The organism is Pseudomonas sp. HK3 (assembly GCF_052920985.1).
Map to the genome: position 1 here is coordinate 1,552,527 of NZ_JBREXD010000001.1, position 24,619 is coordinate 1,577,145.

At 43.5% G+C, this 24,619-nt stretch carries 24 protein-coding genes, 1 other RNA gene and 1 pseudogene; 17 read left to right on the forward strand and 9 right to left on the reverse strand.

What is annotated here, in order from left to right; all coding sequences use genetic code 11:
* The first annotated feature begins 17 nt into the window (after positions 1 to 17).
* Positions 18 to 1,037 carry a hypothetical protein gene (locus tag ACU6U9_RS07190; protein WP_446734356.1) on the forward strand — a complete coding sequence of 340 codons (1,020 nt, stop codon included), beginning with the start codon at positions 18 to 20 and terminating at the stop codon, positions 1,035 to 1,037.
* A gap of 76 nt (positions 1,038 to 1,113) precedes the next feature.
* On the opposite strand, the gene ACU6U9_RS07195 is transcribed toward ACU6U9_RS07190, so the two are convergent.
* Positions 1,114 to 2,676, reverse strand: coding sequence for a DUF3369 domain-containing protein (locus ACU6U9_RS07195; protein ID WP_446734357.1), 1,563 nt, complete (start codon positions 2,674 to 2,676; stop codon positions 1,114 to 1,116).
* 129 nt (positions 2,677 to 2,805) lie between these two features.
* On the opposite strand from ACU6U9_RS07195, the gene ACU6U9_RS07200 reads away from it, so the two are divergent.
* The gene (locus ACU6U9_RS07200; protein WP_446734358.1) at positions 2,806 to 4,398 is read left to right on the forward strand and encodes an ATP-binding protein; all 1,593 of its coding nucleotides are present in this window, start codon (positions 2,806 to 2,808) and stop codon (positions 4,396 to 4,398) included.
* Between the two features lie 10 nt (positions 4,399 to 4,408).
* On the opposite strand, the gene ACU6U9_RS07205 is transcribed toward ACU6U9_RS07200, so the two are convergent.
* Entirely contained in the window at positions 4,409 to 4,876 is a 468-nt protein-coding gene (locus tag ACU6U9_RS07205) for an EVE domain-containing protein (protein ID WP_446734359.1), read from the reverse strand.
* A 237-nt stretch (positions 4,877 to 5,113) separates the two neighbouring features.
* On the opposite strand from ACU6U9_RS07205, the gene ACU6U9_RS07210 reads away from it, so the two are divergent.
* Positions 5,114 to 5,248, forward strand: coding sequence for a hypothetical protein (locus ACU6U9_RS07210; protein WP_446734360.1), 135 nt, complete (start codon positions 5,114 to 5,116; stop codon positions 5,246 to 5,248).
* A gap of 23 nt (positions 5,249 to 5,271) precedes the next feature.
* Here the strand turns inward: ACU6U9_RS07210 and ACU6U9_RS07215 are convergent, their stop codons facing one another.
* The 4 genes from ACU6U9_RS07215 to ACU6U9_RS07230 form a co-directional block, all read right to left on the reverse strand.
* A complete protein-coding gene (locus ACU6U9_RS07215; protein WP_446734361.1) occupies positions 5,272 to 5,871 on the reverse strand; it encodes a 5-formyltetrahydrofolate cyclo-ligase in 600 nt (199 codons plus the stop codon).
* 4 nt (positions 5,872 to 5,875) lie between these two features.
* A non-coding RNA gene (gene ssrS, locus ACU6U9_RS07220) (6S RNA) lies at positions 5,876 to 6,056 on the reverse strand.
* 92 nt (positions 6,057 to 6,148) lie between these two features.
* Positions 6,149 to 6,436, reverse strand: coding sequence for a cell division protein ZapA (locus tag ACU6U9_RS07225; RefSeq protein ID WP_446734362.1), 288 nt, complete (start codon positions 6,434 to 6,436; stop codon positions 6,149 to 6,151).
* A 13-nt stretch (positions 6,437 to 6,449) separates the two neighbouring features.
* The gene (locus tag ACU6U9_RS07230) at positions 6,450 to 6,665 is read right to left on the reverse strand and encodes a TIGR02449 family protein (RefSeq protein WP_446734363.1); all 216 of its coding nucleotides are present in this window, start codon (positions 6,663 to 6,665) and stop codon (positions 6,450 to 6,452) included.
* A gap of 103 nt (positions 6,666 to 6,768) precedes the next feature.
* Here ACU6U9_RS07230 and ACU6U9_RS07235 point away from each other — a divergent pair, with 103 nt between their 5' ends.
* The 4 genes from ACU6U9_RS07235 to ACU6U9_RS07250 are packed head-to-tail and all read left to right on the forward strand — an operon-like array spanning position 6,769 to position 11,157.
* On the forward strand, positions 6,769 to 7,344 hold the full coding sequence (locus tag ACU6U9_RS07235) for a UPF0149 family protein (RefSeq protein ID WP_446734364.1): 576 nt from the start codon (positions 6,769 to 6,771) through the stop codon (positions 7,342 to 7,344).
* Positions 7,345 to 7,352: 8 nt separating this feature from the next.
* Positions 7,353 to 8,666 (forward strand): Xaa-Pro aminopeptidase, encoded by a 1,314-nt coding sequence (gene pepP, locus ACU6U9_RS07240; RefSeq protein ID WP_446734365.1) that lies wholly within the window; start codon positions 7,353 to 7,355, stop codon positions 8,664 to 8,666.
* The gene (gene ubiH, locus ACU6U9_RS07245; RefSeq protein WP_446734366.1) at positions 8,663 to 9,916 is read left to right on the forward strand and encodes a 2-octaprenyl-6-methoxyphenyl hydroxylase; all 1,254 of its coding nucleotides are present in this window, start codon (positions 8,663 to 8,665) and stop codon (positions 9,914 to 9,916) included. The genes pepP and ubiH overlap by 4 nt, the downstream gene beginning before the upstream one ends.
* Positions 9,917 to 9,939: 23 nt before the next feature.
* The gene (locus ACU6U9_RS07250) at positions 9,940 to 11,157 is read left to right on the forward strand and encodes a UbiH/UbiF/VisC/COQ6 family ubiquinone biosynthesis hydroxylase (protein ID WP_446734367.1); all 1,218 of its coding nucleotides are present in this window, start codon (positions 9,940 to 9,942) and stop codon (positions 11,155 to 11,157) included.
* Here ACU6U9_RS07250 and ACU6U9_RS07255 read toward each other — a convergent pair.
* A pseudogene (locus ACU6U9_RS07255) lies at positions 11,154 to 12,030 on the reverse strand (HDOD domain-containing protein). The gene ACU6U9_RS07250 and the pseudogene ACU6U9_RS07255 overlap by 4 nt on opposite strands.
* A gap of 108 nt (positions 12,031 to 12,138) precedes the next feature.
* Here ACU6U9_RS07255 and ACU6U9_RS07260 point away from each other — a divergent pair.
* Both ACU6U9_RS07260 and dtd read left to right on the forward strand, forming a co-directional pair.
* Positions 12,139 to 13,332 carry a class I SAM-dependent rRNA methyltransferase gene (locus ACU6U9_RS07260; RefSeq protein WP_446734368.1) on the forward strand — a complete coding sequence of 398 codons (1,194 nt, stop codon included), beginning with the start codon at positions 12,139 to 12,141 and terminating at the stop codon, positions 13,330 to 13,332.
* 17 nt (positions 13,333 to 13,349) lie between these two features.
* Positions 13,350 to 13,787: a D-aminoacyl-tRNA deacylase gene (gene dtd / locus ACU6U9_RS07265; RefSeq protein WP_446734369.1), complete on the forward strand. Its 438-nt coding sequence runs from the start codon at positions 13,350 to 13,352 to the stop codon at positions 13,785 to 13,787.
* 52 nt (positions 13,788 to 13,839) lie between these two features.
* Here the strand turns inward: dtd and ACU6U9_RS07270 are convergent, their stop codons facing one another.
* Positions 13,840 to 15,471 carry a penicillin-binding protein 1A gene (locus tag ACU6U9_RS07270; protein WP_446734370.1) on the reverse strand — a complete coding sequence of 544 codons (1,632 nt, stop codon included), beginning with the start codon at positions 15,469 to 15,471 and terminating at the stop codon, positions 13,840 to 13,842.
* Positions 15,458 to 16,483, reverse strand: coding sequence for a transglycosylase domain-containing protein (locus ACU6U9_RS07275; RefSeq protein WP_446734371.1), 1,026 nt, complete (start codon positions 16,481 to 16,483; stop codon positions 15,458 to 15,460). Before ACU6U9_RS07275 ends, ACU6U9_RS07270 begins: the two co-directional genes overlap by 14 nt.
* 154 nt (positions 16,484 to 16,637) lie before the next feature.
* Between ACU6U9_RS07275 and ACU6U9_RS07280 the strand changes: the two genes are divergently transcribed.
* Genes ACU6U9_RS07280 through ACU6U9_RS07315 form a run of 8 tightly spaced genes read left to right on the forward strand, consistent with a single transcriptional unit; the run spans position 16,638 to position 24,584 of the window.
* Positions 16,638 to 17,702 carry a pilus assembly protein PilM gene (locus ACU6U9_RS07280; protein ID WP_446734372.1) on the forward strand — a complete coding sequence of 355 codons (1,065 nt, stop codon included), beginning with the start codon at positions 16,638 to 16,640 and terminating at the stop codon, positions 17,700 to 17,702.
* On the forward strand, positions 17,702 to 18,253 hold the full coding sequence (locus ACU6U9_RS07285) for a PilN domain-containing protein (protein ID WP_446734373.1): 552 nt from the start codon (positions 17,702 to 17,704) through the stop codon (positions 18,251 to 18,253). The genes ACU6U9_RS07280 and ACU6U9_RS07285 overlap by 1 nt, the downstream gene beginning before the upstream one ends.
* Positions 18,253 to 18,900, forward strand: a complete 648-nt coding sequence (locus ACU6U9_RS07290; RefSeq protein WP_446734374.1) for a type 4a pilus biogenesis protein PilO — start codon at positions 18,253 to 18,255, stop codon at positions 18,898 to 18,900. Before ACU6U9_RS07285 ends, ACU6U9_RS07290 begins: the two co-directional genes overlap by 1 nt.
* Before the next feature lie 5 nt (positions 18,901 to 18,905).
* Positions 18,906 to 19,436, forward strand: coding sequence for a pilus assembly protein PilP (locus ACU6U9_RS07295; RefSeq protein ID WP_446734375.1), 531 nt, complete (start codon positions 18,906 to 18,908; stop codon positions 19,434 to 19,436).
* A gap of 2 nt (positions 19,437 to 19,438) precedes the next feature.
* Positions 19,439 to 21,535 (forward strand): type IV pilus secretin PilQ, encoded by a 2,097-nt coding sequence (locus tag ACU6U9_RS07300; protein WP_446734376.1) that lies wholly within the window; start codon positions 19,439 to 19,441, stop codon positions 21,533 to 21,535.
* 8 nt (positions 21,536 to 21,543) lie between these two features.
* Entirely contained in the window at positions 21,544 to 22,071 is a 528-nt protein-coding gene (gene aroK, locus ACU6U9_RS07305) for a shikimate kinase AroK (RefSeq protein WP_446734377.1), read from the forward strand.
* A gap of 1 nt (position 22,072) precedes the next feature.
* Positions 22,073 to 23,152 carry a 3-dehydroquinate synthase gene (gene aroB / locus ACU6U9_RS07310; protein ID WP_446734378.1) on the forward strand — a complete coding sequence of 360 codons (1,080 nt, stop codon included), beginning with the start codon at positions 22,073 to 22,075 and terminating at the stop codon, positions 23,150 to 23,152.
* A gap of 19 nt (positions 23,153 to 23,171) precedes the next feature.
* A complete protein-coding gene (locus tag ACU6U9_RS07315) occupies positions 23,172 to 24,584 on the forward strand; it encodes an SPOR domain-containing protein (RefSeq protein ID WP_446734379.1) in 1,413 nt (470 codons plus the stop codon).
* Positions 24,585 to 24,619: the final 35 nt, after the last annotated feature.

The window sequence follows — 24,619 nt, forward strand, 5'->3', positions numbered from 1 at the left end:
CTTCAAGGTAGAAGTGTATGCGTTTAATGGTCGCCGCGGTGACGGCAAGTTTATTGTTAACGGCTTGTGTCAGTAGCCCAAGTAAAAAGCAATCCGACGGGTCCCCCCATTGGGTCGTGAATGAGCCCGTTCAGAGCGGCCATGTTTATGGTGTCGGCAGCGCGCCTGTGTATGGCGATGCTGCGCGTGCATTGCAACAAGCGCAAGATGCAGCACGTGTCACCATGGTGCAAAAACTGAAAGTAACCGTTTCTGGGTCGTTGTCGGTCGACACACAAGAAGTGCGTCAAACGGGGCAACAGACTCAACTAATGAAAACGGTACGTAACACTATTAGAAGCACTATTCCTAATGCGGAATTAGACAATGTGCTGGTAGAAGAGAACTTTGTCGATCAGCCAAATAAAGTGGCTTATAGCTTAGTGCATTTAGATCGAATGAAAGCGTCTAGCAAGTTACGCCAACGTATTAGTGATCTTGATATGCAAATCACCGCATTAAACAATAAAGTTCCTAGCAGCCAAGATACTCTAAAGCAGTTGCAAGGTTTAATGCCCGCATTGAAATGGTTTGAGCAGCGTCAGCGTTTGGCAGAGCAAATGCAATTAGTTGATGTGAACAATCGCAGTGTACCAAAAGATGAAATGCTAGTGGCTGTTGAAGATCGTATTAAAGCGTTGTTTGATGCGTTAGTCGTGAATCTAATTCCGAGTAACGCTGATGGCAGCAAAATGCGCGATGGTTTAGTTGAGTCATTGACCGACTTAGGTGTTCGCATTAGTGGTCAATCGCCTCATTTAACCTTTCGCTATGCCGCCAACTTACGTCCGGTTGAAAAGTCAGGTCGTTTCTTTGTCTTTGCCTCTGGCAAAGTGAGCATTGAAGATGTCAATGGGCGCACGCTAAGCAGTTTTACTCGTGAAGCGAAGGGTGTCAGTGGAGCTTCTCGTGAACAAGCTGAGTTCAAAGCGGTTCAGGGCTTAGCAGAAGCATTGGGACAAGAGTTAGCGAAAAGCTTTGTCACTAAGATTGATTAACAAGAACGCAATGCTGAAAAATAAAAAAACCGTTATCGCAAGATAACGGTTTTTTTATGCCTGTAAGATAATGACATTAATTATTGTCAGGGAATTGTAAGCGAATTTTTTGAAATTCAGGCATGAGCTCTAAAGCGGTGGCCGTTAAGCTAGGATCAAATAATTTGCCCGACTCTTTTTTTAAAAACTCGATAATCTCTAAATGTGTAAACGCTGGGCGGTAGGTCTTGTGGCAACCCAGAGCGTCGATGACATCCACGATGGTGACAATGCGCGCGGCTAAATCTATTTCTTCGCCTTTCAGCTTTTTAGGGTGCCCGGTGCCATCCCAATGTTCGTGATGTTGTGCGGCAATGCGACTGGCCATTTGGAGTACAGGTCGATTTGATTTAAATAATATATTCGCGCCCACTTCAGTATGCTGAGCCATGATATGTTTATCGGATTCGTTGTAACGTGTTTGCTTTGTCAAAATATGATCAGGAATACCAATGGTACCAATATCATGAAGGGGAGCGGCCAATTTGAGGCGCTCGCAGGTATTGTTATTTATGCCCGTGCTTTGCGCTAATAAAAAAGCCATTTTGCTGACTCGGCGTACGTGATTACTTTCATCGGGAATGCGGCGTTCAATGGTCTCACTCAGCACATACACTAATTCTTGGCGACTTTGTCGAATAGCCTCTTTTTGATGCAGGTTGTTGTGGGTTATGGCGACGCACTTTGTATAAATATCTAATAGGTGGCAGCCGATTTTATTGAGTTTGGCATTGGGGCGTACATAAAGCAGGTTTTCCCCTGCAGACTGGATATTGTAATAGCCAACATAGACATCTTCATTGTGAATACTGCTCTGATCTAACTTTGCTTGGTCAAAGTAATGGGTGATTTCTGCTGGTAATTCGTTGGTTTCAGAATGAGAAAGTAACTGCTTAATGTTGCCAGTCGCCGCTAATATGGCATAGCGTTGCGGCAGACTTTTAGCGGCGACAGCATCAATAGGCGTGTGCGTACAAACGGCATCGGCCTCTAGGTTTAATAGGGTACCTATCTCCTCAAGCACTGCGCTTGCGAAAACAGGCAGCTGATCGGTATCGACGATTTTTGAGGTGGCCTCAATAAGGTTATACAGGCCTTGGCGGTTAGCTTTTATCGTTTGAATGTCTCGATAGCTGCGCAGTGCGCTGTACAGCAAGGTTCGAAGTTTGGTGGATGTGAGCTCTGTTTTGTTTTTATAGTCATTGATATCGTATTTTTCAATGACGGTTTCTTCTGGTGCTTGGCCTGGCTGTCCGGTTCTCAGTACCAAGCGTATATCTTTATCTTTTAACTCTTCACGGATGTATTTGACCAATCGAAGACCTGCATCATCGGTTTCCATGACCACATCAACTAGGGCAAGCGCAAACGGAGGTTCATCTTTTAGCAGTTTCTGCGCCTCTTTCATCGAATAAGCATGAAAAAGCTCTACATCTGCGTGATCAAAGCTACACCCTCCCAGCACTAAAGAGGTGACCTTATGAACCTGTTCTTCATCGTCAATGATCAATATTCGCCATTTAGGCTGGTTGGAGCAGGTTGACTCGCTGCCTTGTTCTGGCGAGTCTTCCCCCCCAAATAAGAGATCTGAATCGGACATGCTGACTCCTTGTTTACTATCAGTTTAGACATATCTTTTGAGTCTGCTGCTACTCTTAATGAAGAAACCGAGTTTTTTCAGGCTATGTGACTAAACTGGAGTTATCCACATGACATTTAGAGGGCATCAATGAAGCAGTGGTATGCCCGGCTTGGCTTTGGCGGCAAGATTCAGCTGACCATCAATATTGTGAGCATCAGTGTTTTGACATTGGCCATATTGGTGATTGGGCTGGGGTTTTATGGGGAGTTTAAACGAAACCTTGAACACCGAGTGCTGCAAAAAAGTAATCTATTGGCAGACGCAGCAGCAGTTGGTGTGGTGTTTGACCAGCCGGAATCCGTCAACATGTTACTCAGCTCCCTTACGGTGGACGAAGGGGTGAAAGCGGCTATAGTCTATAAAAAATATGGCCCTGCCGATTACCGTTATTTTTCCCATTACGAGAAAGAAGGCTTAAAGCAGACAGACTTCAGCTATGAGCGTGGCCCTGTGCAGGAGTGGCGCAAGGGCGAGTTTATTTTACGTTTGCCTATCTTAGTGGATAGTGAAGAAGTTGGACGACTGTATTTAATAGAAGACGATAACTATTTAGCCAGTTTTGGCTTTAATATTCTTAAATATATGGTGCCGGTTTTATTTGTGAGTTTGCTGGTGGTTTGGTTTTTATCGCGCAGTTTGCAGTCAAAATTAGCCGCGCCTTTAAATGATCTAACAAAGGCTGTTCATGATGTTGCCTATACTCAAGACTACGCGCGTCAGGTTGAAATCGTCAGCGATGATGAGCTGGGTGAATTAGGCAACGCCTTTAATTTTATGTTATCGCAACTATCAGAACATGAAGCGTTTCGAGTCGAAAAAGAGACAGAGATTGTTCAATTAAACTCCGATCTTGAAAACAAAGTCTATGAGCGAACGAAAGAACTAGAGGCCAGCTTAGAAAATCTGCAAGTGACACAGCAACAGTTAGTTGAACAAGAAAAAATGGCCTCATTAGGCGAACTTGTGGCCGGTGTGGCGCATGAAATCAATACACCGATTGGTGTTGGTATTACGGCGGTGAGTCACTTAGTAGAGAGCATTGGCCGCATTAACAAAGCATTTAACGGTGGAACGCTGACAAAAAAACAGTTCTCGGATATGTTGTCGGCCATACTCGAAAGTGCGGGGATTGTTGAAAGTAATTTACGTCGGGCCGCAGACCTTGTTAAAGCGTTTAAATCGGTTGCCATTGATCAATCCAGCGCTGAACCCAGGTTATTTGCACTTGGATCCTATGTGCAGGATATTTTGACCTCTTTACGGCCGAAATTAAAACGTACTGAGCATCAAGTACAAATCGATATCCCTGATGATCTTGATTTGTATTGTGACCCTGGTGTCATCTCGCAAATCATGACCAACTTGATTATGAACTCTTTGCACCATGCTTTTAATTCAAACGAAGGCGGGATCATTGTGATTCGTGCTCGATGCTTAGATCAGGTTTTAAGCCTGACATATGACGATAATGGTCAAGGCATTGATCAAAGCATTCTTAAGCGACTGTTCGATCCTTTTGTGACGACAAAGCGTGGACAAGGGGGCAGTGGGTTAGGCACACATATCATTTATAACCTCGTGACACAGGCGTTAGGGGGGCGTATCCAGTGTACCAGCGAGCCGGGCAGTGGTACGAGATTTGAAATCACGCTGCCTCTAGAGAACGTGACTGCGAGCTAAACAATGTGCGCTAGTTTGGTTCGCTTGCGGCATATAAGCACTCCCATTGCTCACTCGAGATAGGCATAACTGAAAGCCGATTGCCTTTTTGAATCAATGCTAAGTTTTTTAAGCGATCATCTTTTAATGCCAGTGTTTTAATGTGGGCAAGCTTAATAACGTGCTTGAATTTGGATTGATACGCCATATCAATGGCCAGCCATGTGTTTTCTGTTTGTGATTTTGTATCGAAGTAGTCGCTGTTTTTGTCCACTGCCAACGGGTCAGGGTAAGCATGACTGACCACCTTCATTACGCCAGCTATACCAATGTCTTTACAGCTTGAGTGATAAAAAAACGCTAAATCACCAGGCTGCATGTCGCGGATAAAGTTACGCGCTTGGTAATTCCTGACACCGTCCCAAGGTGCTGTCGTTTTTTGACGTAAGTCAGTTATCGAAAATTCGTCCGGTTCGCTTTTTAACAACCAATAGGACATTTCACACCTTTACAAATACATGGGTTTAGATACATATTAAGCCCTCAGCGTTACACTTATTACAACTGTGCACAATAATTGCGTAAGACATTACCAGTACTCGCTGCAAGCTGTGACTTTAGTCACGGTGTTTAATACCGAAACAGCCTAAAGTAATAACAACAATCACATTTAGGGATATACCTTAAGGCAACTTAAATTCTACAGGATGTAGAGTAACTGCCGGAGTCTAATAAAATGAAATCTCAACGTCCTGACTTAATGGTCATCATCAGTGTTGTCTTTGTACTGGGTGCCGTTGCTACAAGTTTAACGGCCAATAGCGATGATCAAACTGTACGCACGCAAGTTTCTCAGCACATGATTCGCTAAACGCTTTTTTGGTTAATGTTCGATTATCTTATTGTGTACGCATGTTTATCGGTGATGATGCCATCCAAAGGCACATCCCAAGATTCAATCGGTAACTGATTAACTTTTTGAAATTCATGGGCTAGGCCAATTAATTTGGGCTTACCCAGACCACTTTGTTTTAAAAATTCAAATGTGCGGTCATAAAAGCCGCCTCCCATGCCTAAACGCCCACCGGTTTCATCAAACGCAACGAGCGGCATAAACACCACATCTAATTGTTTTGCGGGTATTAGCGTATTGCGCTTTGGATCTGGCTCTAAAATTCCAAATTTGTTTTTGATCTTTGGGCCTGTATCAGGGGCAAAACAAAGATGGCCATTTTTGGCAGGATGAAGGCTCGGTAATAGAATGTGTTTGCTGCGGTAGCGGGCTTTTTCGGTTACGACAATAGGGTCCATCTCACCATCATTAGCAAGGTAGAGCGCAATATTGTGCGCGCGCTGAAACCAAGGTTGGCTAAAAACAATTTGACTTAAATTTCGAGCCGCTTGCAACTGCTGTTGCGGGCTCAATTGATTACGCATTTTGCGCATGTGCTGGCGAATACTGGTGCGATCTAATAGGTCGTATTCGGTTGTCAAAATAGGGCTCTCCACTGTGCCGCTGTCAGAGAAAGGCCTTGAACCGAGAGGTCCAAGGTGGCGGTTCCAGAACTGAATCGGGCTTTCCGCTCAAGGCGGACATGCACTCCCTCAATGCCTAGGAACCTCCAAAATAATGATTAAGGCTCGAGGACTTCAACGACTGGCAAACACCCCAGAGAGCAAATAAATTATAACGCAGTTATCAGGTATTTACCGCACATTCTCTGGAATTAAAGTATACAAATTACCTTGATTTTTGCCTGTTTTTAAGATGCTAATCATCAAGGTCCATCTGCTGTTCTTGTGCCAAAGCGCTTTCAAGCTTGTTATTTATTTGCTTGATTTGGCTTTGCGTTGTTTCACTGCCGCAAGTGGCGTTTAAGTAATCATAGGCTAGGTTTAGCGCCGCCATAATGGCGACACGATCTGAGCCATATAAATTGCCCTTACCTTTGATTTCTCTCATGCGAGAATCTAATAGCTGGGCTGCACGCTCTAAGTCTTGGCGGTTTTCAGGCGGGCAGGCCACTAGGTACTCTTTGCCTAGCAGCTCTACACTCATTGTTGAGTCCGATTTAGTCATTCGGTTCGTGCTCCAGCAATTTTAAACGAGACAGCATTTCAGCAATCTTATTGCGCGCAAGTTCATTTTGCTGAAGCAAACGCTGGCGCTCATGTTGCCAAGATTCCGTCTCAGCTTTGAGCTTACGATTTTCGTCTTTGGTGCGCTGATAGACACTAATCAGCTCATCCAATTTTTTATTGATGTCTTTAAGACTTGGGGAATCCATTGTGCACCCTATTTGGCAGATGGGCTAAATATAATCTTGTGGCCTTGGTGGGTCAAATACAGCCGTGATACGATGGCGTATTTTAGTATGTATGAGCCTGCTTATGTCCAGTCCTGATAATCGTTCCGTCAAAATCTCCCGCTTCGATCTTTATAGCAATATTGCCTTGAGCCAAGGGGCATTGGCCTCCCCTGCCGCAATGCAAGGCTGGCTAACGGGTTACTTATGCACAGGCGCACGCTTAAGCAAAGAGCAATGGTTGGCCGAAAGCGCAGAATATCTTGCATTACCGGACGCTTGGAATGATAAGAGTAAATTACCTATCTTGGGGTTCTACCAAGATGAGTTAAAACAGATTCAAGGCCAAGATTTAGATTTTAAGCTATTAATGCCGAGTGACGAAGAAGAATTTGATGTACGTATGCAAGCATTTGCAGAATGGTCTAAAGGCTTCTTGGATGGCTTTGGTGCGTCGGGGCGGGTTGCCGAGGCAGACTTGGACGAAGATGTGATTGACATTCTTAAGCATTACGATGCATTTAGTTATGGCATCGAAGAAGAAGATATCGATGAAGACAGCGAGCGTCTATTTACTGAGCTTGTAGAGCATGCGCGAGTGACGGCTCTGTTTATGTTTTACCATTTTAATCAAGCACAGCAAGAACCTAAACTGCATTAATTTATAAGGTGGTTACGTTGAACTTTATCCAGCATAGAGACGCATTATTTAACAAAATGACGGATAACAGCTTGGCTGTCATACCGTCGGCTGATATTCATCTGCGTAACCGCGATGCGGATTTTGCGTTTCGTCAAAGCAGTGATTTGTTTTATTTAACCGGCTTTACTGAAGACAGCGCCTGCTTGGTTTTGCAAAAAAAAGAAGGTGTCTGTCGAGCCATTTTATTTTGCCAAGCGAAAGTAAAAGAAATGGAAATCTGGACGGGTTATCGCTTAGGGCCAGAAGCGGCCATTGATAAGCTCTGTGTCAGCGATGCATTTGCGATTACGGCATTGGATGAAAAATTACCAGAATTAATGAGCGACTGTGATCAAGTCTATGCTGCTTGGGGTCATGATAAAAAGTGGGACGCTCGCTTAATTGAAACCATAGAAAAGGTAAAACTCAAAGCCCGCACAGGCGTGCAGGCTCCGACTACCATGCATGCCATTGAGCCGTTATTGCATGAGCTGCGACTAATCAAAGACGATGCCGAAATTGAAACCATGGCAAAAGCGGCGAGCATCAGTGCTCATGCCCACATGGCAGCCATGAAACAAGTTAAGCCAGGTATGTTTGAATATCAGCTTGAAGGGACTATTCGTCACTATTGTTCAGATCAAGGGGCTCGCTTTGATGCGTATACCAGTATTGTAGGCTCAGGTGAAAACGCCTGCATTTTGCATTACACCCATAATGACCAGCAGATCAAAGATGGTGATTTGATTTTGATTGATGCGGGTTGTGAGCTTAACCATTACGCCAGCGACATTACCCGTACATTTCCTGCCAATGGACAATTCAACCCTGAGCAAAAAGCGCTATACCAAGTGGTGCTTGATGCGCAATTTGCCGCGATCTCGGTGGTAAAACCAGGTAATCATTTTAACCACCCTCATGAAGTGGCATTGCAAGTATTGACGCAAGGCTTGGTGGACTTAGGTCTGCTCGCAGGGGATGTTAAGAAACTCATTAAAGATGAAGCTTACAAACCATTCTATATGCATCGCACCAGTCATTGGCTGGGCATGGATGTTCATGATGTGGGCACTTATAAAATTGATGGCCAATGGCGAGCGCTGCAAGCTGGCATGGTATTAACCATTGAACCGGGTTTGTATATCGCCCCTGATGATGAATCTGTGGATAAAAAATGGCGCGGGATCGGTATTCGTATTGAAGACGATATTCTTGTGACGGCAGACGGTCATCGCGTGTTAAGTGAAGACGTGCCTAAGACCGTTGCAGACATAGAAGCATTAATGGCAGGCAATGCATGAATAAATCGTTCGATGTGATCATTGTTGGCGCCGGTATGGTGGGCGCGAGTTTGGCGTTGCTATTGCGAGAGTGTATGGCAAAAGGGTTATCGGTCGCATTAATTGATGAGCATGACGTCACGGCGACGCAGGGGCAGCAGCCAAGCTTTGATGATCGTACGACGGCATTATCGTTAGGCACACAGCGTATATTTGAAGGTATGTCGTTGTGGTCCGACACATCGTTCGCAGCAGAGGCAAACTTGGCGAGCGCTTGCTGTGCGATTAAGCACATACAAGTGAGTCAACAAGGCCAGTTTGGTCGGGTGCGTTTGCACGCTAAAGATGAGTCCGTTGAGGCATTGGGTCATGTTATCCCCAATCGCGCACTTGGTCAGGTATTGTCGCAAGCATTATTAAACACCTCCCAGCTTTCTATTTTTGCCCCAGCCAGTGTTGAGCGTTATGAAATGGGTGAGTCAGGTGCCTGTTTGCAGTTGCGCCAATCCGGTGAAAGCGTGTCATTAACCGCCCGCTTGCTGGTGCTGGCGGATGGAGTGAGTGGTGCAGGTTGCCAGCAGCTAGGTATTGAGCAGCATCGTCATGATTATGGGCAAGCCGCCTTAATTTGTAACGTAAGCTTTGACCGCCCTCATGATCATTGGGCGTTTGAGCGTTTTACCCGCGGTGGCCCTTTAGCGTTATTGCCTATGCAAGGTAATCGCTTTGCGCTGGTTTGGTGTATGCCTCATGAGCAAGCTCAACGTTACGCAGAATTAGATGACGTTGAATTTAATCAGCGCCTACAGCAGGCCGTTGGGTTTGATAAAGGGCGTATTGTAAAAAGTGGTGATCGAGCGTGTTACCCGCTGGCTCTGAGTCAGGCGGCAGAGCAAGTTCGCCGTAATCTGGTGGTACTGGGAAATGCCGCACATGGGCTACACCCTGTTGCTGGGCAAGGTTTTAATCTTGCGCTACGGGATACTAAAGAGCTGGCGAATAATATTGCACAAACGTTTCTACATCAGGGTGCAGATCAATTAGGTGAACTTGCACATTTGCTATCGTACCAACGTGCCCAGACACAGGATCAAACCTTAACAATTGGTTTAAGTCATCAGCTGCCGACCCAATTTTCACAACCGGGCATGATATGGTCACTGATTCGTAGTTTAGGTTTAACCATGATGGATACACTACCGGTGGCAAAAACACTGTTTGCGCGCCAAGCGATGGGGTTAGTTGGTGCGACTGCCTCGTGGCAGCCTTGATAGCTTTTGGGATGTAAAAAAGTATGAATCAGCAGTTTGACGTAATCATTATTGGTGGTGGCTTAGTGGGTGCTGCGTTGGCGTGCGCGCTCAAAGATGCGCCTATTTCCATTGCACTTGTTGAGGCTCAAGCTGCACCCTCTTTGAATTTGAACGCTTTGAGTCTGGATGATGCCGACTTACGGGTGAGTGCATTAAATCGCGCCAGTGAGTTATTTTTAACGCGTTTAGGTGTGTGGCAAGCATTGCCACAAAAACGTTTAAGCGCCTACGATAAAATGCGTGTTTGGGATGGTGAGGGCACCGGGCATATTCAGTTTACCGCCAATGAATTAGCCGAAACGCATTTGGGACATATTGTCGAAAATTCGGTGACTAACGTGGCTTTAATGGCCGCCCTGTCACAACAAACCAATGTGCAGGTCTTTAATCCTGCAAAAGTCGAGAGCATAGAATCACTCAGCGCGGAACAAACGGGTTATTTATTGCAGTTGGACTCGGGGCAATTACTGCAATCATCTATGGTTGTGGCAGCAGATGGCGCACGTTCTTGGGTCAGAGAATGGGCGCAGTTTGACATGCGTGAATGGGATTATGAGCATCATGCGTTGGTGTGTACGGTTGAAGTTGACACTCCACACGATGCCTGCGCATGGCAGCGTTTTACTGAAGATGGTGTATTAGCGTTTTTGCCGTTAGCCCAACCAAACTTGTGCAGTATTGTTTGGTCGTGCACTCAACGTCATGCTCAGCAGTTACTGGAATTAAGTGATACTGAATTCTTAGCGCAACTAACACGAGCGTTTGAAGGGACGTTGGGGGATGTAAAAGCCTGTGGTAAGCGTGTTGCGATTCCATTGCGTCAACGTCACGCCAAGCAGTATGTGAAAAATGGCATAGTGTTAGTGGGGGATGCCGCTCACAGCATTCATCCATTAGCAGGACAAGGTGTGAACCTTGGGTTTATGGATGCTTATGTGCTAGCAGATGAAATAAAGCAGGGCATCGCTCGCGGGTTATCCGCTAGCCATCCGCAGGTACTTGCTCGTTTTGAACGCAGACGCATGCCTGAAAATCTTTCCATGATGGCGACCATGGAGGCTTTTAAGCGTTTCTTTGCCATTAAAACCCCAGCCATAAGATGGTTGCGCAACTGGGGTATGAGTAAATTGAATCGTGTTGATTTTATAAAAAATCATATTGTGCAACAGGCGATGGGCAGTAAACGAGAAATTCGTTAGCCCAGTCCATAGTTGTTTGGACTGATGCCCATTTCCGCAAAACTTTCTTTAAAGGTTTCTAGGTCATAATCATTTAGGCCTAGGTACTCCAATACCATTTTACCAATGTCTTGCCATTCTAGATCTTCTTCTTGGCGCCCTAACACTTTGTAGGTGCCGCAAATATGCTCAGCCATTTTTAAAATACAGGTCAGTGTGGTTTGATCATTCTCAACGGTTTGCTGACCAAATATGCGTTTACAGCTGTGATGCTCAGCAATGATGTCACAGAGTATTTTGGGCAGGTTCCATGATTTAGCGGTGTAATAGCCTATTACCGCGTGGTTTGTGTTGAGTTGTTGGTTTTCAAAGTCGATGATGCGGTTATAACCGCCACTGTAGCTTTCTTCTAAAACCGATAGGTAATTCGGGTAGCGACTCATAAGTAGCGGAACACCAACATTATGGAATAGCCCTAAAGCATAGGCATTATCAGGGTAGTTATACCCGACCTGTTTAGCGATGGTGGCACTGGTCATAGCCACATCCATTGCGCTGTCCCAAAAGCGTGTTAATGATTTGATGGTGTCATCGGTCATGGAGCTCTTAATACTGATGCCATTGACGATGTTCACCACACTGTTCATACCCAAAATACCAACCGCTTGTTGAATACTGGTGATTTCATTTGCTAGGCCATAAAACTGGCTGTTTACAACCTTTAATACCGTGCCAGCAAGCCCCACGTCTTGTTTTATGAGTTCAGCAATGCGGTTGATGTCGGGGTCGGGCATGACCTGTTCCATCTGTAGATCCACCATGATTTTGAGGCTGCGGTGGAATGCTGATGCCCTGTAGGATCTTTTTGATTTGTTCTTCAGTCAGGTCAGACACGGATAGTGGCCTAAAAATGGTTATCTGATATTTAGTTTAGACAACATTTCGTATTTCCCAGTTATAATTAGCCCGTTTTGATACAAATCATTTATCCACAGGAATCCTATGACCTTACCCATTTTGCGCTTGCGAGCGAAAGAAGATAAACGCCTAAGACAGGGTCACGTTTGGATTTACAGTAATGAGGTGGATACAAAGGCGTCGCCATTGAAAAGCTTCACCTCGGGCGAGCAAGTTATTGTTCAAAGCTCGCAAGGCAAAAATTTAGGAGTGGCTTATATTAATCCTAACAGTTTGATCTGTGCGCGCTTGTTATCTCGTCGTCCTAAGTTATTTGGTCGTGGCCAGATCATGCAAAAAATTGAAATGGCGCTGACTTTGCGTGAGGCTTGTTTTGACCATCCTCATTATCGTTTGGTTTACGGTGAAAGCGATGGTTTGCCTGGTTTAGTGGTTGATCGATTTGGTGATTATTTTGTTGCGCAAATATCCACCGCGGGAATGGAAGCGATGAAGCCACAAATTCAAGCGGCCTTAACCCGTATTTTTGAGATCAAAGGTTTGCTATGGAAAAACGATGGCAAAATGCGTGTGCAAGAAGGTCTTGAAGAATACGTTGAAGTGGCTGTGGGTGACGTGCCAAAAATGGTGCCGATGATTGAAAATGGAACCCAGTTTGAAGTGCCAGTTTGGGATGGGCAAAAAACAGGTTGGTTCTATGATCATAGGTTGAATCGCGAGCGTATTAACCGCCACGTAAAAGGTAAGCGTGTACTGGATATTTGCAGTTATGCTGGTGGCTGGGGTGTGCAAGCAGCGACCGCGGGTGCTGAGCATGTGACGTGTGTGGATGTTTCTAAGCAAGCGTTAGAGTGGGTCGAAAATAACGCCCAGTTAAACGCAGTACAAGATTCGGTTACGTGCATTAAAGGTGATGCGTTTACTGTAATGGAAAAATTGATCGAAGAAGGCCAGCAGTTTGATGTGGTGATCTTAGACCCGCCGGCGTTTATCCCTAAACGTAAAGATATTGCCGCGGGTGAGCGTGCGTATCAAAAGCTTAATCAATTGGGGATGCGGTTATTGGGAGCGGAAGGGTTTTTATTAAGTGCATCGTGTTCAATGCATTTGAGCGAAAGCAGCTTAGAAAATATGCTGATGCAAGCTGGTCGCCATCTTGACCGTCATGTACAGATTATAGAGCGCGGCAGTCAAGGCCCTGACCACCCCGTGCACCCAGCTATCCATGAAACTCGCTATATTAAAAGTTTAATGTGCCGTGTTGCATTTAATTTATAAAGAATGGCAGTTGGAATATGAAAGCATTAATTCAACGAGTTAAGTATGCGAAAGTTGAGGTTGCCGGTGAAACCATCGGTGAAATCGATCAAGGTATCTTAGTGTTGCTGGGTGTTGAAAAAGACGATACTCAGGATATTGCAGATAAGCTGTTAAAAAAACTGCTTGGTTATCGAATTTTTTCTGACGAAGACGGAAAAATGAATTTGAACGTGCAACAAGTTGCAGGCAGTGTATTGGTGGTATCACAATTTACGTTAGTTGCCGATACACAAAGGGGCACACGACCTGGCTTTTCAAAAGGTGCATCACCGCAGTTAGGTGAATCGCTTTATGATTATTTTGTGCAAAAGAGTTCAGGCTTAATAGCCACTCAAATAGGTCGCTTTGGTGCCGATATGCAAGTAAGTTTGCAAAATGATGGGCCTGTAACATTTATGTTAGAAGTGAATTAATTCTGTCTCGGCTTGATGAAAAAAGGCGATCATTTGATCGCCTTTTTTGTTTTCAGAATAAATGTTCCGGCGTGAAATCGTCGGTTCTATTATTTTCATTTGAAGGTTCATTAGAATACGGGTTACCAATCGCGGGTGGTTGTTCCATCTGTTGAGGAATGTTCTCTTGGCGAAAGGTTTCAAAAATGGCATTAGGTTGCCCAGGGTAAGCTCGGTTACCTGTATCAGGGTCAATTCTAATAGAGACCAAACCATCCGGTTGTTTAATTGGAGACTCAGGCACCCCTTTTAATGCGACTTTCATATATTCAACCCAGATTGGTAATGCTGTGTTGCTACCAAATGCCCAGCGCCCTAATGTTCTTGGGCTATCAAAACCAACCCAGACATTGGCAACCAGCTTACTGTTGTAACCTGAAAACCACGCATCTTTTTGATCATTGGTTGTACCCGTTTTGCCCGCTAAGTCATTGCGTTTAATTGCTAAGGCGCGCTTGCCTGTGCCGTATCGGATTACATCTTTTAGCATGGTATACATTAAGTAGTTCACACGCTGATCCATAATACGTGGTGCTAATGGTGGAAATTGCTGAATATACTCTTCAAGCTGCATTTGTTTTTGTTCTTTTAAGGCCGTGGCATTCATCTCACTATCGAATTCTGCACGTTCCAATTGCGTTTGCTCATCTTCATCCAGTCTTTGCTTAAATTCGGCAATACTTTTTAAGCACGATTCACACACAACTTTAGCTTCATGCTCAAATAACACTTGGCCTTCGTTATCTTCAATCTTGGTAATAAAATGTGGGTCCACTCGGTAGCCACCATTGGCAAGTGCATTATAGGCACTGGCCATTTCATATGGCGTTAAGCCTGAGCTACCTAAAGCAAGTGATAGATCTCGGTTTAGCTTTTGTTTTGGAAAGCCAAAGCGCGTCATGTAATTAATAGAACGACCAACGCCTGTACGACTTAGTACTCGAATCGATACAAGGTTTCGCGACTTGTAGAGTGCTTGGCGTAAGCGTGTTGGGCCGAAGAATTTACCACTGTAATTCTCAGGCCGCCAAATAGCCTCAAGGCTGTCATCTTCAAAAACTACAGGCGCGTCATTCATAATTGACGCAGGTGTCAGGCCATATTCTAAGCCAGCACTGTATACGAATGGTTTGAAACTTGACCCGGGTTGGCGGTCTGCTTGAGTGGCACGATTATATTTACTCAAATTGAAATCGTACCCGCCGACCATTGCTTTAAGCGCGCCGTTTTGAGGGTCAAATGATACTAACGATGCCTGCGCTTCGGGTTCCTGTGCCAACCAATAACCGTCATTAATTTTTTGGATCAATACGCGTTGACCGATACTGAATAATTGATCGGCTTGTTTGATTTCTGGCCCCAATTGATTCACCGACTTATAGGTTCTTGCCCACTGATAATGTTCAAATGGCATGACGATATCGGTTTCTTGATCTGTAGCAAGCTCAATAGATTGAGCTTCGGTATTAATAGCTGTTACGACAGACCATTCTAAATCACCGGGATTATTTAAATTCTTAATTTGCTCACGCCAATTGTGGATATTTAAATCTTTTGGGCTAGGGGGTAAAAAAATTGTTTTATCGACAATGGGACTAGGGTCGTTAGGTTGCCAAATATTCGGGGGAATATTAACCAGGGACATTTTGCTGTTCGGCGAGAATAAAGGTATGTAATACTTTTTTCTCTGAGCGCAGCCCATGTTTGCGGTCATAATCTTGTAAACCTTCACGAACAACCTTCTGAGCTGTAGTTTGTAGCTCGCTGTGAATGGTTGTCGTGACACTATAGCCTTTTGTATATAAATCATCAGGAAAGCGATCAACCATTTGTGCGCGCACCAGTTCTGCAACGTAAGGTGCTTCAGTTTCGGTTGCCAGGCCGTGATATTTTGCGCTTATAGGCTCAGAGCCAGCTGAATCAAACTCTTCTTGTGTTATGAAGTCCGAAGTAAACATACGAGCCAAAACATAGTTGCGACGGTAAATCGCTCGCTCTGGATTGTTGATTGGATTAGCGGCGCTCGGTGCTTGGGGTAAGCCAGCAATCATGGCAAGTTGTGCCAGTGATAACTCTTGTATCGATTTACCGTAATACACTTGGGCCGCAGATTCGACACCGTAAGCGCGTTTGCCCAAATAAATCTTATTAACATACAGCTCTAGAATATCTTTTTTGCTTAATTCTTGTTCAATATGTAACGCCAGTAAGATCTCTGTAAATTTACGCGTGAAGGTTTTGGCGCTGCTTAAATAATAGTTTTTAGCGACTTGCATGGTGATGGTACTACCACCAGAGCGTTTTTTACCCGTGGTGATGAGTTCATAAGCCGCACGAGCAAGACCTTTAAAATCAATACCGATATGTGTATAGAAATTTTCATCTTCTGCTGCAATTAATGCATTGTAGAATTGTTGTGGCACATCGTCGTAGGAAACAGGCGTTCGACGCTTCTCGCCATACTCGGCCATAAGCTTGCCGTCACTGGTATAAATACGAAGTGGCGTTTGTAATTGAATGTTTTTTAAACTTTCAACAGCAGGTAAGCTAGGTGCTAGGTATAAATAGACACTTGAGACCCCTAAAATAAGACTAAATATGCCAGCGGCGCCAACTAAAATCAAAAAACGCAAAACAGGTCGATTTTTTTTCATCATAAAATGCTTAAAATGCTCGTTTACCCAGTAATTATGGGGTGTTGCCATTATAAATGGTTTTTGTTCTTTTCGCAGGATTGTGCTTATAATGCTTTAATATTCATGCATTTTGGCATTTTTCCGCCTTCTATGCTGGATAAATTAAGGAATAGCAGTGCTAGCCAATCTATTTAAAAAGAAAAATAAGGCAGTCCTCGGGGTCGATATTAGCTCAACCAGCATCAAATTAATTGAACTTGCTGAGCAAAACGGTCGAATGCAGGTTGAAGCCTACGCATCAGAGCCCCTGCCAGAAAACTCCGTGGTTGAACAAGCCATTAACGATGAAGAAGCCGTCGGCGGTGCTATTAAGAAAGCATTGTTGCGATCGCGTACGGGTGTTAAACGTGCAGCGGTTGCCGTGGCTGGCTCGGCTGTTATTACTAAAGTCATACAGATGGGTGCCGGCTTATCTGATGATGAGATGGAACAGCAAATCACCTTAGAAGCTGATCAATATATTCCTTACCCTCTTGAAGAAGTTGCCATGGACTTTGAAGTTCAAGGTGCGGTTGAGGGGGATGATCAGCGTGTCGATGTACTGCTAGCGGCCTGTCGAAAAGAAACCGTTGAATTAAGAGAAGACTCAATCGAGATTGCTGGTATTGAGTCCTCGGTTGTAGATGTTGAAGCATTTTGTATTGAGCGTGCCTTTCAGCTTTTAGAGTCTCAGCTAGAAGGCGAGCAAAAAGAGACCGTAGCTATTGTGGATATTGGCGCCACTATGACCACGTTGAACGTGTTAAATAATGGCAAAATTATTTATACCCGTGAACAAATGTTCGGTGGCCAGCAATTAACAGAAGAAATTCAGCGTCGCTATGGTATTAGTGCACAAGAAGCGGCTCGAGCTAAGTTAGAAGGCGGCTTGCCAGACGATTATGCGACAGAAATATTAAAACCATTCAAAGAGTCCGTTGTTCAACAGGTAAGTCGGTCTTTGCAGTTCTTTTATAGTTCAAGCCAATTTAATGATGTTGATTACGTGATATTAGCTGGCGGCACGTCCTCCCTAGACGGTTTAGCTCATTTGGTTCAAGACAAAATTGGCACACCTGCGATTATTGCCAATCCTTTTGCTAATATGACATTAGGGTCAAAAGTAAATGCACAAATGTTAGCGAATGATGCTCCTGGATTATTAGTGGCATGTGGCTTGGCCATGAGGAGTTTTGATTAATGGCAAAGATTAACCTCAGACCGTGGCGAGAAGAGTTACGTCAAGAGCGTCAAAAAGAATACGTGGGTGTGTTAGTGCTTGTGCTTATGGCATCGCTTTCTATTTGGTGGTTTACAAGCGGTGCTTACGACAGTGCCATAGAGGCACAGCAGTATCGTAATCAATACGTGCAAAAGCAAACATCTGCATTAGATAAAAAGATAAAAGAAATTCAAGAACTGAGAACGAAGCGTCAGGAATTGTTAGATCGGATGAAGTTAATTCAAGACCTGCAGGGTAATCGGCCTGTTATTGTACGTATGTTTGATGAGATGGCCCGTATTATGCCTGAAGAACTGTTCCTATCAGATGTGTCATCAAAAGGCACATTGTTTACTTTAAAAGGGCAGGCTTCTAGTAATGATCAGATATCTCAATTAATGCGTAATTTTGATGCATCCCCTTGGTTTGTAAATCCTAATCTTTTGGGTGTTAAGGCTGGGGATAATGGTTATAACAGTTTTGACATGTTGGTTAATCAGTCTACTCCTGTTGTTGAGGAGATTAAATAATGGATATTCAGTCATTAACTGAAAAGATTAATAGCTTTGATGTAAACGATATTGATTGGAATAATATGGGGTCATGGCCGTTAGCGGGCCGTGCATTCTTTGCTGCTTTGGTTTTTTTTGGTGTATTGATAGGGCTTTACTTTCTCGATATTCAAGCATCTATTGAGCGTTACGATCAGGTTGTTGCTCAAGAGGAGGTTATCAAAAAAGAGTTTGAAATTAAGGCCTTTCGAGTAGCTAATTTAGAATCTTATAAAAAACAGTTAGCTGAAATCGAAGAATCATTTGGTAGTTTGCTACGTCAGTTACCACGTGATACAGAGGTGCCTGGTTTGTTAGAAGACATAACTGCTTCTGCAGTTGGGGCTAACTTGGAAATTCGCTCAATAAACCTCGATAAAGAAATTGAAACAGAGTTTTATACGGAGCTTCCTATTAGTATTGATGTTGTTGGTGAGTACCATGATTTTGGTGCATTTGTGAGTGCAGTTGCTGGTTTAGGTCGAATTGTGACTTTGCATGACTTCTCTGTTGTACCTTTGAGCAAGCAAGATAATAATAGATTGAACTTGAAGATAACTGCCAAGACATATCGTTACAATGATGAGGCAAAAAAAACAGGCAAAAATAAACGGGCTAAAAGGTAGCAGTAATGAAGAGACTATTATTACTTAGTGTTATTTTTTTAGCCGCTTGTAGTGATTCAAATACACGCGATCTAGAGGAATTTATTGCGCAGACCACTGCAAAACCCAAGGGGCGCATTGCACCTTTACCTGAATTTAAGCCCTATTCTGCATTTATTTACAGTGCTTCAGCACTACGATCACCGTTTGAATCACCGGTTGCATTTGAGCAGTTAAGTAGTCGAGTTGATGATACCGTAGATGCACCGAGTTTAACTCGTGCAAGGGAAGCGTTAGAGCGATATAACCTCAGTGAGCTATCTTTAGTTGGGACACTTTCAAAAGATGTAGACGGTAAACTAAAAGCGTTGGTTAAGACTCAAGCAGGTAATGTTCATATGGTTGAGCATGGTCAGTATATTGGTAAGAACCATGGCCAAATTATGAACGTTACAGATAACAAAATAGAAATAATCGAAGTCGTGCCGAACGGCAGTGGTGGCTGGATTTCAAGGCCTCAAACTTTGGGGTTAAACCAGTCAGCTGGGGATGAGTAATCATGAAAAGCATAATAATGAAAAATAGTTTAGTAGCCTTATTATTTTTGGCGTCCTCATCTTTGTATGCGTCAGCTATAAAGGATGTAACATTTGCCTCCTTGCCGGGTGACAAAATAGAAATGAAGTTATCTTTTGATGGTGTGCCCCCTGATGTTTCGGGGTATACGATTGAAGAGCCTGCGCGAATTGCACTTGATTTACCTGATACGACCAGTGAGCTTAAATCTAAGTATCATAAGATTGGTATGGGGAATGCGCGAACTGCAATTATAGTAGGTACTCAAGAAAAAACTCGAGTCATTATAAATTTAACAGAGTTAACTGGGTATCAAACTAGAACTCAGGGCAATGATCTATTTGTTGTTATTGGTCAACAAGATGTGTTGCCAGAACCAGATATTGGCTTGTTGTCAGCTCAGGCTGGAGCTCAGTATCAACCTAAGAAAAAAGATGAGAGTGGCCGCATAATTGATGTTGATTTTCGTCGTGGTGACCTAGGTGAAGGCCAAGTATTAATAAGTTTAAGTAATCCAAATGTACCTGTAGATATTAGTCAAGAGTCTGGCCGCATTCGTGTTGAATTTAGTAATGTAAAGCTTGCAGAAGAAATGCGTCGCCGCCTAGATGTGCGTGATTTTGCCACACCGGTACGCTTTATTGATGCAACAATTGAATCTGGTAAGCCAGTGTTTTTCATCGAACCGACTGATGATCGTTATGAGTATTTGGCTTATCAAACGGATAATTTATTGACTGTCAATGTGAAACCCTTAACTAAGGCGGAGCAAGAGCGAAATAAAGAAGAACGCTTCCCTTATACGGGTGAAAAATTGTCTCTTAATTTTCAAGACATCGAAGTGCGTACGGTATTGCAGATCATCGCTGACTTTACTGGTTTTAACTTAGTGGCTAGTGACACTGTTCAAGGCAGTATTACACTTCGATTGAAAAATGTGCCTTGGGATCAGGCTTTAGATATCGTACTTAAATCTCAGGGATTAGCTAAACAACAAATTGGTAATGTATTGATGGTGGGTCCTGCTGATCAAATTGCTAATCGCCAAAAAATCGAATTAGAGGCTAATCGCCAAGTTGAAGATTTTGCACCATTGCGTACCGAGTTTATTCAAGTGCGTTACGCAAAAGCGACGGACTTGCTTGCATTAGTATCATCAGAGGGTTCTTTGTTGGGTGAGCGTGGGAGTGCTAGTGTTGATGCGCGTACTAATACTATTATTTTACAAGATACTGCTACCTCTATAGAAGCGGTTCGCCGAGCGATAAAAGTACTTGATGTGCCGGTGCGTCAGGTGTTGATAGAAGCACGAATCGTTGTAGCCTCTACTAATGTCGGTGAAAACTTAGGTATTCGTTGGGGCGGCGGCTATGGTAAATTGAAAAATGACAAAATATTTACAGCGGGCGGTTCTCGTGCAGCGACAACAGCTTACAATAATATTGTAGTTGATCGAATCAATGGTGATGATCCTAAGGATTTTAATCTTGAGGATGGCAACGTTGTTAATTTGCCTGTAAATAGTGCGAATGCAACAACATTTGGTATTGGCGTGAATGCATTTGATTATATGTTGGATTTAGAATTGTCTGCGATGGAGTCGGATGGTAAAGCTGAAATAATTTCTCAGCCACGTGTTATTACTGCTGATGGCCAAACAGCTCGTATCCAAGCAGGCTCACAAATTCCATATGAGCAAGCCTCTGCAAGTGGTGCGACAACTATTACATTTAAAGATGCTGTGCTGAAGTTAGAAGTGACACCGCAAATCACACCGGATGATCGCATTTTGATGGACTTAATTATTAACAAAGATGCGATTGGTGAAGTTATTAATAATATTCCAACCATAGATACAAATGAATTGGAGACTCAGGTGTTAGTAAATAATGGTGAAACTATTGTTTTGGGGGGCATCTTTCAATCTGAAGATGTAACTCAAATTGATAAAACACCATTCTTTGGTGATCTGCCTGTCATTGGACGTTTGTTCCGTCGTACTACTCATACAGAAGATAAAAGTGAGCTGCTTATCTTTATTACACCAAGATTGGTGAAGGATGTATTAAGCACCCGCTAGAGAAATATATGGCAAAGCATAATGTTTATTTAGTGGGGCCGATGGGTGCTGGAAAAAGCACCATCGGCCGCTTACTTTCCACTGAATTAAAACTTGAATTTAAAGATAGCGATAAAGAAATCGAAGATCGCTGTGGCTGTAACATACCTTGGATTTTTGATGTTGAAGGTGAACAGGGTTTTCGTGATCGTGAAGTGATTGCTATTGATGAAATTACACAAGAAAATGATGTATTGATGGCGACAGGTGGTGGTGCAGTGCTTCGACAAGAAAATAGAACGCACCTTAAAAGCCGTGGCACTGTCGTTTATTTAAAAACCTCCGTTGAGCAACAGCTTGCGCGTACATCAAAAGATAAAAATCGTCCACTTCTTCAAATTAGTAATCCAGAAGAAGTACTAACACGATTAATGGCACAGCGTGATCCCCTCTATAAAGAGGTGGCCGATATTACAATTTACACTGACGACCGCAATCCAAAATTTGTTGTGCAAGAAATCCTCAAACGATTATCTGAGATTAGTATCATTGAATAATATGAAAACCTTAACTGTCGACTTGGGTGAGCGCAGCTATCCCATATTTATTGGGCAAAATGTTTTAGCGCGTGCCGAACTTGTGAAACCTTATGTAAAAGGTCAGCAAGTCATGATTGTGACTAACGAAACGGTTGCACCTCTATACCTTGAGCAGGCGAAAGCAATATTTTCGGATTTTCAGGTTGATGAAGTTATTTTACCAGATGGCGAAGAGTATAAAAATTTAGAACATTTAAATCTTATTTTCGACGCTTTATTGAGTAAGCGCCATAATCGAACTACGACATTAGTGGCCTTAGGTGGGGGTGTTGTGGGTGATATGACCGGCTTTGCTGCTGCTAGCTATCAGCGTGGTGTTGATTTCATTCAAATTCCTACGACTTTGCTTTCTCAAGTTGACTCTTCAGTTGGCGGTAAAACAGGTGTCAATCACGCCCTTGGTAAAAATATGATTGGTGCTTTTCATCAGCCAAATTGTGTATTGATCGATGTAAACAGTTTGAATACGTTGCCGGCTAATGAATTAGCGGCGGGTATGGCTGAGGTCATAAAGTACGGTTTAATTTGCGATTTGCCATTTTTTGATTGGTTAGAGTCCAATGTTGAGCGGTTAAATAACAAAGATACGGCTGCGTTAGTGCATGCGATTGAAGCGTCATGCCTAAATAAAGCAAAAGTGGTTGCACTGGATGAGCGAGAAGGAGGGATTCGCGCTATTCTGAATCTTGGCCATACCTTTGGTCATGCTATTGAAACGGACCAAGGTTACGGGAACTGGCTTCATGGAGAGGCTGTTGCCACGGGCATGTTAATGGCCGCGGATCTATCTGCTCGCTTAGGCTGGATTACTACTCAGGACGTTACTCGTATTGAGGCGTTGCTGCTTAAGTCGCATTTACCCATAAAATCGCCCGAAGGAATGAGCCCTAGTCGATTTAAAGAGCTGATGGCTGTAGACAAAAAGGTGTTAGATGGTAAGCTGAGATTGGTTCTTTTGCGAGCAATGGGTGATGCGATCACCACATCTGATTTTGCACTGGAACATTTTGAGGCTACTCTGACGCACCTGACCAACTAATAATAAAATGGAGGGCAAGATGGCTGACTCAAATAAGGCATCGCCCGACATTATCCTCTTAGGGGAGCGTGAGCAACAACTTGATATGTTGCTGCATGTGCAAGAATTCAGTGCCATGTCGGTATTAATTACCGGCCCTAGCGATATAGGCAAAACAGCTTTGCTGAATGCCGCAATGACACAGTTAAGTGTCCATCATCAAATTATTTCTATTAACGCACTTCAAACCAATCAATTACCTGAACTTATTGATGTTATCTCACTGCAGTTAGGCTGTGCCGCTAATCTTTTAGATCTAGATTCCGAACTCAAAAACATGGCTCAACAGCAAGAAACGCTACACCTATTGGTCGATGATGCGCATTTGATTGCTGATGATGTGCTTCAGTTGTTAATGGAAAAATCGACACAAGAGCATGGTTGGCGGCTTATTTTATGTGGTGATGAGTCCTTAAAAGATCGCCTTAATAGTTTACAGAGTCAATTTGAAAACAAGTTATATCATTTAATTGAGTTGTCGCCTCTGACAGAAGAAGAAAGCGAAGCTTTTATTTCTCAATTATTTAAACGCTCAGGCGTCGATGTTGTTCCGATGAGCCTTAAGGATATGCATCAGTTGTGGCTTTTAAGCAAAGGGGTTCCTGGAAAGTTAATCGAGTTGATTGAGTTAGAGCAAGATAACCAAAAGCAACGTTCTGGTCGCTTACCTCTGGGTCATATAGCCGCCGTTTGCTTAATTGGTTCAGCATTGTTTGTTTCATTCCTTTATCAAGATAAAGACGTTAATCAGCAAATAGACAGTGATGATGCTATTGCAATGCTTTTGGCTGAGCAGAAAGCGCGCAAGGCTGTAAACGATAATTTGGGTATTGCTAAAAGCCATGGGCTATCAAGTGAAGAGGTTGCCATCGACGTTGTTTCTGATGAACCTGAAACAATCCTAGTACCTAAAAAAGAGCGAGTTAGTTCGGCTGGAAGTGTTGCAACCGAGAGTGCCGATGAGCAGCCGATAGCGGTTACTACAAAAAGCTTAGAGAGGGCATCTATACCTAAAAGGGTAGAGACTCTGGAGTCGCCTGTTGGCAAAATAAAGCAAGAGTCTGTAGTTCAGTCTAAGCAAAGAGCTGATTCCAGTAAGCATCCATTGCTATCGGCACCTAGCCAATCCTATGCTTTACAGCTACTTGGTGTGCGTAATGAAGAGAGTGCGAAGGCGTTTGTTCGACGCTTTGCTCGACAAATGGACGGTACAAAATTAACGATTTATGAAACACGATATAAAGGCGAGCCTTGGTTTGTGGTGGTGTATGGTCCTATGGACAATAAACAGCAAGCTAATCAACAAGCTAGCCAGTTATCAAAGACCATTAAAGGGCAGCCATGGGTGCGCCCAATCAGCAAAATTCAGGCGGATATAAGACAGATACGATAACTTAAATTTGAGTTGATCCTTTTCTAAAGAACGTA